This window comes from Verrucomicrobiota bacterium (assembly GCA_039192515.1).
Classification (GTDB): domain Bacteria; phylum Verrucomicrobiota; class Verrucomicrobiia; order Methylacidiphilales; family JBCCWR01; genus JBCCWR01.
Genome location: JBCCXA010000005.1, coordinates 92,246 through 102,905, shown reverse-complemented (window position 1 = coordinate 102,905; position 10,660 = coordinate 92,246). Strand labels below are relative to the sequence as shown.

The 10,660-nt window shown below is 43.3% G+C and carries 8 protein-coding genes; 6 read left to right on the top strand and 2 right to left on the bottom strand.

Features of this window, described 5'->3' with window-relative positions; translation table 11 throughout:
• The first annotated feature begins 14 nt into the window (after positions 1–14).
• The 5 genes from AAGA18_04075 (at position 15) to AAGA18_04055 (ending at position 7,477) form a co-directional block, all read left to right on the top strand.
• Positions 15–1,430, top strand: coding sequence for a Gfo/Idh/MocA family oxidoreductase (locus AAGA18_04075; protein ID MEM9444509.1), 1,416 nt, complete (start codon positions 15–17; stop codon positions 1,428–1,430).
• 57 nt (positions 1,431–1,487) lie between these two features.
• Positions 1,488–2,345, top strand: a complete 858-nt coding sequence (locus AAGA18_04070) for a TIM barrel protein (protein ID MEM9444508.1) — start codon at positions 1,488–1,490, stop codon at positions 2,343–2,345.
• 47 nt (positions 2,346–2,392) lie between these two features.
• Entirely contained in the window at positions 2,393–3,949 is a 1,557-nt protein-coding gene (locus AAGA18_04065; GenBank protein ID MEM9444507.1) for a sulfatase, read from the top strand.
• A 245-nt stretch (positions 3,950–4,194) separates the two neighbouring features.
• Positions 4,195–5,976, top strand: coding sequence for an arylsulfatase (locus tag AAGA18_04060; GenBank protein MEM9444506.1), 1,782 nt, complete (start codon positions 4,195–4,197; stop codon positions 5,974–5,976).
• 25 nt (positions 5,977–6,001) lie between these two features.
• A complete protein-coding gene (locus AAGA18_04055) occupies positions 6,002–7,477 on the top strand; it encodes a sulfatase (GenBank protein ID MEM9444505.1) in 1,476 nt (491 codons plus the stop codon).
• A gap of 104 nt (positions 7,478–7,581) precedes the next feature.
• On the opposite strand, the gene arsS is transcribed toward AAGA18_04055, so the two are convergent.
• The gene (gene arsS, locus AAGA18_04050) at positions 7,582–8,586 is read right to left on the bottom strand and encodes an arsenosugar biosynthesis radical SAM (seleno)protein ArsS (protein ID MEM9444504.1); all 1,005 of its coding nucleotides are present in this window, start codon (positions 8,584–8,586) and stop codon (positions 7,582–7,584) included.
• On the bottom strand, positions 8,561–9,736 hold the full coding sequence (locus tag AAGA18_04045; protein ID MEM9444503.1) for a methyltransferase domain-containing protein: 1,176 nt from the start codon (positions 9,734–9,736) through the stop codon (positions 8,561–8,563). Before AAGA18_04045 ends, arsS begins: the two co-directional genes overlap by 26 nt.
• Positions 9,737–10,156: 420 nt before the next feature.
• On the opposite strand from AAGA18_04045, the gene nuoB reads away from it, so the two are divergent.
• Complete coding sequence (gene nuoB / locus AAGA18_04040) at positions 10,157–10,654, top strand: NADH-quinone oxidoreductase subunit NuoB (GenBank protein MEM9444502.1); 498 nt, start codon at positions 10,157–10,159, stop codon at positions 10,652–10,654.
• Positions 10,655–10,660 lie beyond the last annotated feature (6 nt).

The following is a 10,660-nucleotide window of genomic DNA, read 5'->3' as shown; positions in this document are numbered from 1 at the left end:
AGAATTAATAGTGTATGATAGATTCGATGCTAAATAGAAGAAATTTTATCAAGACGAGTACGAAAGTGGGTGCTTGCTCATTGTTTTTTCCTTCCATCATTAAAGCTGAGAATTTAAACCAGGATAAGGTTAGAGTCGCAGTGATAGGCGTAGGAGGTCGTGGTAATGTGCATGTCACTCAACTAAAAAAGCATGCGGAATTAGTGGCATTTTGTGACGTTAATGAGGCAAGTGACACCAAGCCTAGTGGTTTTAAGAACTACAAAACCGCAGTAGAAACCTATTCTAAATTTCCGGAAGTTCCTCGCTTTAAAGACTATCGAGTGATGTTTGACAAAATGGGGAAAGAGATCGATGCAGTGTCCGTCGCAGTCCCTGATCATATGCACTATCCAATAGGTCTTTGGGTTATGGCTCAGGGTAAACATCTTTTATTGGAAAAGCCTCTAGTAAGAACCTTTGAGGAGGCAATGCATATCAAGCAAGTGGCCAAGGAGACAGGCGTCATTACGCAGATGGGTAATCAAGGCCATGCCAGGGAGGGAGTTCGTTTATTTCAGGAGTGGATCGATGCAGGTCTCATCGGAGATGTGCAAGAAGTTTATCATTGGACAAATAGGCCTATTTGGCCCCAGGGCATGGATCAATTCAATCAGCCAGGTGTGGTTCCCGATGGGTTTGATTGGAATTTATGGCAGGGCGTGGCAAAGCCTATGGATTACCGCGGTGGGATAGCCCCCTTTGATTGGCGTGCCTTTATAGATTATGGCTGTGGTGCCATAGGCGATATTGCCTGTCATTGTATGGATGCCTCCTACACACCACTTGGATTGAAATTCCCTACTCGAGTTGAAGCGGTGAAAGGTAAGGTCACGCCGGTTGCATTTCCTGAAAAATCTAAGATAGACTTCGAATTTGTAACTAAATTCGGTAAGCCTGTTACACTTCACTGGATGGATGGAAAGCTTCTGCCGGAGGATGTTCCACACGTACCCCAAGAGTTTTTTGGTGGTAAAGGAAAGGGCAAGGGAGACAAATCTATGAAGCCGCTTACTACGGGCACTCTTATTGTCGGCTCGAAAGGGACGATGAAGTGTGACATCTATGGGGGACGTATAGGAATTTTTCCTGTAGACTATTTTAATCAACTAAAAAGCGACAAGGCGTTTCCACCCAAAACCCTGCCTCGAGTTAAGGGCGATCACTTCTCAGAGTGGTTGCGGGCTATCAAGGACAACAAGCAGCCTGGCTCCAACATTGTTGATTATGCTGCTGACTTTACAGCCGCGGCTCTTTTGGGAGTGATAGCCATGGTCGTGGAAGGTCCTCTTACATTCGATCCTGATAAAAAAGTCTTCGTCAATAATCCTGAAGCGAATAAGTTATTAAAAAGTCAGTATGAGTATCGCAAAGAATTCTTGCCGGGTTGATATTCTAGCTTAGTCTACAAATTGCGTATCTATGAAACACGACTGCGAAACGATCTTATGAAAAAAACTCTATTAGGACTGTTAGTTGTATGGTCATTACTACTTCCTACACAATCTAGATCTGCTGATTATGAAGTAGGTTTGTCCATGTACTCATTGCGCAAGTTATTTAAATCTGGCCAGCTAACGGCCATGGATTACCCAGCCTTTGCCAAAGAAAAATTTGGTATTACCAAGATTGATGTCTGGACAGGCGGATTTCCTGAGGGATGGGAAGATGATGCAGACTTTCTGCCTAACCTTAAAAAAGCAGCAGATGAATCCGGGTCCGAAATTTTTCTGGTTATGGCGCAAATTGTTGACTGCAGGCCAGATGAGGAAAAAAAGCTGCGAGCTAAGGGCTCTATGCACAAGTGGGCTGTTGATGCTGCAGAGACTCTAGATTCTAAATTTGTGCGGATTTTTGTTAGAGCTGACCCGAATGCGGATGAGGATATAGCTACCAAAAAAATTATTACAGCTCTGGAGCCATTGGCAGATTACGCAAAATCAAAAGATAAGATATTGGTCATCGAGCCTATGCCGATAAAACATTCACGTTCTGGAGCTTTTCTAGCCAACCTCGTTAAGACTTTTGGTCACGATCATTGCTGGCTCATGCCTGATTTTGGAAAAATGAAGGGGACAGATATTTATCAAGGAACTGAAGATATGATGCCATACGCCAAAGCCATTTCTGCCAAAACGCATAATATCAATGAAGATGGTTCTGCTGAAGGCTTCGATTACCCGAGGTTAATGAAGATCATTAATGATACCGGCTATAATGGAATTATTGCCATTGAGTATGAAGGTAAAAATCTTGGCCCAGTCGAGGGGGTATTAGCGACTAAGAAACTTATTGAACAATCTTAATGGCAAAAAAGCTAAGGCACTGCAGACTATAATCTATGTCCAGCAAAATGATGAAGCTTAGTTTAATACTGCTTTTAGTCCCTCTTACTGTATTAGGGGGGGCGCCAAACATTGTGTTTCTTTTTACTGATGATCACGCGACCCAAGCAATAAGTGCCTATGGTGGACGATTGGCCGAGATAGCCCCGACTCCGCATTTCGACAAACTCGCCAATGAGGGTGTCTTGTTTCAACGTTGCATGGTAACGAATTCAATTTGCGGGCCTAGCCGAGCCGTTATTCAGACAGGTAAGCATAGCCACTTGAACGGCTTTAAGACCAACGAAGTACGTTTTGATGGTTCTCAGCAGACTTTTCCAAAATTATTTCAAAAGGGAGGATATCAAACAGCGATCATTGGTAAATGGCATCTGGTAAGCAAACCCCAAGGATACGACCATTGGGATATATTGCCGGGTCAGGGGCACTATTACAATCCAGATTTTATCAAAGAGGATGGGAAATACAGAGTAAATGGTTACGTGACGGACATTATTACTGAAAAGGCCATTAAGTGGCTCAGTGAGGAAAGAGACCCTAATAAACCCTTCATACTAATGGTCCAACATAAAGCTCCTCATAGAGAGTGGTCACCTGCTTTAGAATATCTAAATGCATTTGATGATGTAAGCATTCCCGAGCCTGATACATTATTCGACGATTACTCGGGCAGAGGTACGGCCGCGCGCGAACAGGATATGTCTATTGCTATTACAATGGAGTGGGGCAAAGACCTGAAAGTCAAGGAATTCGAGGAAGCTAAAAAACCTCTTACCAAGAGAATTTTAAAGCGAATGAGTCCTGAGCAACTAAGTAAATGGAATGCCGCTTATGACCCAAAGAATAAAAAGATGATAGAAGCTAAGCTTGAGGGTAAGGAACTCGTTCGTTGGAAATATCAGAGGTATCTTAAGGATTATCTACGTTGCATCAAATCTGTAGATGACTCGGTAGGGGAACTCAGGGCCCATTTAGAAGAATTAAAACTGTCAGAGAATACAGTTTTTATTTACTCTTCTGATCAGGGCTTTTATCTGGGTGAACATGGATGGTTTGATAAGCGTTTTATGTATGACGAATCCTTTCGCACGCCTTTGATTGTTCACTGGCCAGGTATTACCAAGCCCGGCACCCGCAATTCAGATCTAGTCTCAAACCTTGATTTTGCACAGACTTTCTTGGACATTGCTGGCTTGGAGCAACCGGAGGATATGCAAGGTAGAAGCATGGTTCCGATTCTCAAAGGGGCCACACCTAAAGACTGGCGTAAAAATCTTTACTATCATTACTATGAATTTCCTGGTTTTCATAGCGTCAAACGTCATGAGGGGGTTTATGATGGTCGCTACAAGTTGATCAATTTTTATGATCTAGGAGAATGGGAGCTGTACGATTTAGAAACAGATCCTAATGAAATGCAAAGCCAATATAGCAATCCTGAGTATGCTGAAGTCATAAAGCGCTTGCATCAAGAGCTTGACAGCTTAAGAGATAAGTATGAACTACCACCGCTAGAGCCTGGGAAATTTCCAGATAGGAAAAAGAAAAAGAATAAAACGAGTTAGCCCATGCCACAGAATGTTGAGGCATGGGATCGGTTAAGATGATGCGTCTGAACACAAGGAGATACAAATTAAGATACTGGAGCAACTATTTAGCAAGTGAGGAAGTAGTAAATCAATGCTTGCTGTAGCTTCCTAAAAAGCTGATTTACTTTTTACTACAATGACTCAAACCATAGGCTTTCACATTCACTAGTTGCCTTAACTTTCTGTGCTTCCTAGTATGTGCTCAAAGGACCAATCATCTTATGAATCATCTTCTTCAGTTGGCTGTTAGTTTCGGTAAGATAAGTTTATTTTTTGTATCTACTCTATCCATTGGTGGGGTCAGCGCTAGCACTGCAAGCCCGCCTAATGTGGTGGTGATGTTATCGGATGATCAAGGTTGGGGAGATTTCTCTATACATGGAAATCCTCATATAAGTACACCCAATCTAGACAAGCTGGCTGAGTCTGGAGTGCAATTTGACCATTTCTTCGTGTGTGCTCTTTGTGCTCCAACGCGTGCAGAATTTTTAACGGGACGTTATTTTAAGAGGACAGGTGTTCGAGGTGTCACAAGAGGGAAGGAGAGATTAAACACGGATGAAATGTTCATTTCCGACATCTTTAAACGCGCGGGCTATAAAACTGCCGCGTTCGGAAAGTGGCACAATGGAATGCAGTACCCTTACCATCCAAATGCACGTGGATTTGATGAATTCTATGGGTTTTGTTCCGGGCATTGGGCCCATTATTACAGTCCCATGCTCGACCATAATGGCGAGATTGTGACCGGAAGTGGTTATTTAACGGATGACTTAACTGAACGAGCTATGAGCTATATAGAGAATCATAAACAAGAGGCATTTTTTGTTTATCTAGCTTTTAATACCCCCCATTCACCTATGCAAGTGCCCGACAAATGGTGGAATAAATTTGAGAAAATGCAGGACGATTTAGGTGCACACACTTGTGCGGCGTATGCAATGGTAGAAAACATAGACTGGAACGTTGGGCGCCTTGTAAAGAAAATTGAGGAGCTAAAGTTAAGGGACAATACCATCATACTATATTTCAATGATAACGGTCCCAATGGCAAGAGGTGGAATGGCGGTATGAAAGGTAAAAAAGGTTCGCTCGATGAGGGAGGGGTGCGCTCACCGCTTTTTTTAAGTTGGCCTAGCAAAATACAGCCAGGCACCAAGATTCCTCATATCGCTGGGGCAATTGACTTGCTTCCAACGTTAAGTGAGTTGGTGGATATTGATTATTCTGGCACGAAACCCCTAGATGGGAAGAGCCTGAAACCTTTGTTGGTAGATAGTTCCGAAAAGTGGCCTGAGCGCATACTTTATCAATCACAATCATCATTCAAGCCCGGAACTGTGTCATTAAGGACTCAACGTTACCGTATGGATAGCAAGGGTAAACTCTATGATATGATCGAAGATCTTGGGCAAGAAAGTCCAATCAATAAGCAAAAGCCTGAGGTTGTAAAAATGCTCGAAGATAAGGCAAAGGCATGGAGTCAGGAGATGTTAGAGAAATACGGAAATGTAACTGAGGAGCGGTCCTACATCATTGGTCATCCAGGCGCAAGAATGACTCAGGTTCCAGCTCGAGATGCTAAGTCGCTAGGTGGTATAGAGCGCTCGAGTAAATTTCCTAATGCCTCCTACTTTACTAATTGGACAAGTACTAAAGACACCATTGAATGGCGTTGTGAAGTAGGGCAGTCAGGAATTTATAAGGCTGAGATATTCTATACCTGTAAAGCTGAAGATCTTGGCTCCACTGTCCGTTTGAGTTTTATGGACAACGAGTTAACAGGAAAGATTACGGAAGCTCACGATTCTCCTTTGATTGGAATGAAAGAGGATAGAGTCAAGCGCAAAGAGTCATATGACAAGGAGTGGGGCCGCATGACCCTCGGTGAAATTCGCTTGGAAGAAGGAAATGGAAGATTGAGGCTTCAGGCAACCGATATACCGGGAGCGCAAGTTATGGATTTTCGAATGCTTTTGCTTACAAGAATGAATGACTCATAAATGAGATCAGGCGGAGGTGATACATATGTTTAAAAAACATATTCGTATGATTATTTGTTGTTACATCATAATCTTGAACTTCATTGTGCTCCAGGAGTCTAAGGCTGTTCGCCCGAATATATTATTTATTGTGGCTGATGACTTGAATTCTGCCTTGTCTAGCTTTGGACATCCTCAGTCTAAGACGCCACACCTGGACCGTCTCGCTAGTGAAGGCACTTCTTTTGTCAGAGCTTACTGCCAGTATCCTTTGTGTGGTCCCTCCCGGGCATCGATTTTATCGGGACAATATCCAGAAAAAAATGGCGTTACCAGTCTGAGAAAACCTCTTGAGGAAGATGCTCTCACCTTGCCTCGCTACTTTAAGGAAAATGGTTACTGGACTGCACGAGTGAGTAAACTCTATCACATGGATGTTCCTGGGGATATTATAAAAGGAACTAGTGGTAGTGATCACGATTCTTCTTGGGTTGAATATTATAATGTCAGAGCCATGGAGACCTTAACTCCCGGCAGCTTTGTTAGAAATCATACCTCGCCAAAAGCTATTAAGAGTTATCCAGAGTGGCGTGAAAAATGGAAAACAAACTGGGTTCATGGGGATGTAAAAAAAATACCGGGTGGCAGTAGCTGGGTAACGGTCGAAACAGAAGATAGCAGCGAAATCTTGCCTGACGCTATGACTACGGATAAAGCAGTCGAGCTACTCAGGTTGAGAGCGGAAGATAAGAAGCCCTTTTTTCTTGGTGTTGGTTTTGTGAGGCCACATTTTCCTTATGTTGCTCCTGCTCAGGACTTTGTGGCATACCCAGCAGAAAGCATGGTCATCCCCGAAGTGTCAGACAATCACTTCAATGGCATTCCTAAACAGGCACAGGGCAAAGACTTAAAAATAGATCGAGCGGAGCGACAAGCTATTCATCGCAGTTATTATGCGTGTGTCAGCTATATGGATCGACAGTTAGGTCGTTTATTAGATGAGCTGGAAAAGCTTCAATTGAAGGAAACGACCATTGTCGTTTTTTTGTCAGATCACGGCTATCTTTTGGGTGAGCACAGATTATGGAAAAAGAGATTTCTGTGGGAAGAATCGGTTCGCTCGCCATTAATTATATCTGCTCCTGGACTTAGTAAGGGTTTTCAGTGTGATCAGCCGGTTGAACTGATAGATGTCTATCCTACCGTGGTTGAACTTGCTGGATTACCACCAGTTGAACATGTGCAGGGGCATAGCCTTGTGAAGATGTTAGATAATCCAGACGCACAAACCGGTCGTAAAGATGTTTATGCCATGACTCATAATGGACATTTATTGCGTACGGATAAGTGGGCCTACATGTGGTATCCAGGGAACAAAAAAATCGAAGAAGGTTTTACACTTTATGACATGGAAAAGGATCCGCAACAGTATAGCAATCTCGCGGATTTGCCTGAATTTTCGAACCAAAGAAAGGATTTACATCTTCGATTAATGGAGCGGATTGAAAACTCCACTAACTAGTAAAACTCATCTTATGCGAGGATGTGATCGACTTGATGGCTCAAGCTTTTGCGCTTCAGATTCAAGATCTGTTAGACCATTCAGATTAAAATTTCATTTGATTATTAAGTTAAAGCTCCACCACAAGAAGAGCCGGCACCAGCGGTGCAGCCAAAGCAGTGGGTCCCAGTAAGAATGGGGCGGTCTGAGATGTCCTCGGGCTTGATGTCCCATAGAAATAAATTTTTCTTTGGGTTTCCGTTTTTCCAGCGCATAGCGAGCTGTTGATTGAAATCGCAATCATAGACTTCTCCCTGCCAGCCTATGCTAAGCGTGTTCTTGCACATGAGGCCATCAACAGATGATGGGTTAAATGCTTCCTTGAGGGTGTTCATGTAACTTTCGTATGCTCCGTTTCTTTTAAGGTAGGAAGCAAAGCGGGCGATAGGCATATTAGTGATGGTGTAGAGGTGGTTGAAGTCGATGTCGAAATGCTTTTTCATTTCGCGTTTGTAGTCGGCTTCAAGTTTCTTTTGGTCGGGAGGTAGGAATGCGCCATTGGGGTTGTAGACAAAGTTTAGGATGAGTTCATTGTTTTTGCCGTAGCCTAGTTCATTGAGCATTTGAAAAGCTTTTATGCTGCGCTCAAAGACACGCTGTCCTCTCTGTTTGTTTACATTCTGTGGAGAGTAACAAGGCATTGAGGCAATCAGTGTAATCTTATGATCTGCCAAGAAATTGGATGCCCATTCGAATCCTGGTTCAACTAGAATAGTCGCATTAAGGCGGTCCATGATGGTGCGGATGTGAGGGATCTTTTTTAGCTCATTAATGAGGTAGCGGAAGTCAGGGATCATTTCAGGAGTGCCTCCTGTCAGGTCTACTGTATGGATATGATCCATCCTCTTAAGCCACGGAAGGATTTGATCGATTGTCTGTCGAGTGATGATTTCCTTGCGAGCAGGTCCTGCATTGACATGGCAATGGACACAGGTGATATTACAAAGCTTTCCTACATTGATCTGAAGTATTTCTGTTCGACTTCGATCTAGTGTCGAGTGATGTTCTTTGAGAGTGGTAAGGAATGGGTCACTAGCCCGCATATCAGCAGCAGGAATTAGAAGCCCCATTTCCTCCATTACAATATTGTGAGTTTTCCTTCGTTGCGTTGTAGTCTCGGCCCTTGGTTTCTCTGGGATCTCTACGACGAGCCGAGGGACCGCTGCAATCGAAAATTTTGGCGTCTTCAAGCTTTATATTTTGCAAAGGCTCAATGAATTCGAAGGAACTGGCGTAGGGAGATTTCTTGTAGAGGTTGAACGTCTTGTCGCAGACAGCGTAGCGCACGCCGCGCTTTAGTCGATGGCCATCGTCATCAAGCACTTCAGCAAAAGGCCCTTTATAAATGACAGCCTGATTGCGCTCGTAGCAGGGACCTTGCTTGCCTTTGTAAGCCTCAAGTGTTAGCGAGCGGAATTCAATGCCGTTGACAGTCTGCCAAGGATCTTTGTCAAATTTTAGGACTTGCACTCCATAAAATCCTGCATCAACAAAGGCCTGTAAGAATTCTTCTTCCGTAAGCGCTCCAGAGATGCAGCCTGACCATAACTCGGGGTCGTCTTGCATGTTCCTAGGCACGGTCTCATCCGATACGATATCTGAAATAACGGCTCTTCCACCTTTCTTCAGGACTCTAAAAATTTCATCAAACATTTGGCGTTTGTGGTGTGAGTCGACTAAGTTGAGTACGCAATTGGACACGACAACATCAACGCTATCACTTTCTACCAAGGGTTTCTTCAAGCGCAACTCGTCAGTAGTTTCATCTGCCCTTAGGAATGCATTAGCATCGGTAATAGGTTTTTTCTTGAGCTCTTGATCAAGCAGCTCAATGTTTAGCGACAAGTCCTGAATGCGGCCTTTACGAAATTCTACGTTAGCATAGCCTATTTTTTCGGCAATAACGGGAGCATTCCGGCGAGCTATACCCAACATTTCGTCAGTCATGTCGACGCCTATAACCTTGCCCTCAGGGCCTACAACCTGGGAGGCAATAAAGCAGATCTTTCCTGTGCCGGAACCTAAATCTAAAACAGTTTCCCCTGGGTTAACATACTGAGAGGGATCTCCACAGCCATAATCACGTTCGATGACTTCCTGAGGTATGACCTTTAGATATTCTTGATTATATGAAACGGGGCAACAGAGCGAAGCTTCTTGCTCATGCGCGGCTTTTCCATAACGTTCCTTGACGGCTGATTCTAAGTGATTGGTTTCCATAGCTGTTGATTTTAGAGAATTGGCAAGACTATAAATTCCCAAATTTTTAATAAGATCCTAATGATGCTACAGAGATTTGAAGATCAGTGCAAGATCTTGGCCCCAAGAAGCATAGAGGCTACTAGAGGTATGAGCTCTTTTCATAGATCTTCCTCCATTCTCTTTTTTGTAGCTCAAATCTTTCTGCATCCCACCTAATTTCTATTGCATAATTCAGGTAAAATCAATAGTGAATAACCCCAGGCTCCCTTGTTTTAAGGTAAGCATTTACTAGAATAAGTAAGATTAATGACTATTTTAGTAAAATTAATCATAAAACGTATATTGAAAAGAGAGAAAAAAAGAGAGTATTTTATTCATAATTCCCTTGATCTGATGAAGGGCTGATTTACTTTCACCTATATGGGATCACACACCGAGATGAATTACAATTCTAAGGTGGAAGGCAATATCATTCTTACCAGCCTAGATGCATCCATAAATTGGATGCGCAAGAATTCGCTTTGGCCTATGCCGATGGGGTTAGCATGCTGTGCGATTGAGTTGATGGCGACAGCATCCTCACGTTTCGATATTGCAAGATTCGGGGCTGAAGTGATGCGGTTTTCCCCAAGACAGTCAGACTTACTAATAGTGGCGGGAACTGTGACTTACAAGATGGCTTTAGCTACCAAGCGCATTTATGACCAAATGCCAGACCCTAAATGGGTAATTGCTATGGGTGCTTGTGCAAGTTCTGGAGGCATGTACAGGAGCTATGCAGTTTTGCAGGGAATCGACCGTTTATTGCCAGTAGATGTTTACATTTCTGGTTGTCCACCGCGCCCTGAAGCATTACTTGAAGGTCTCATGAAATTGCAAAACGAGATCATGAATGAGAAGTCTTTGAAAGAGCAAAAGAAAACAGTAGTAGCCTGATTAGTG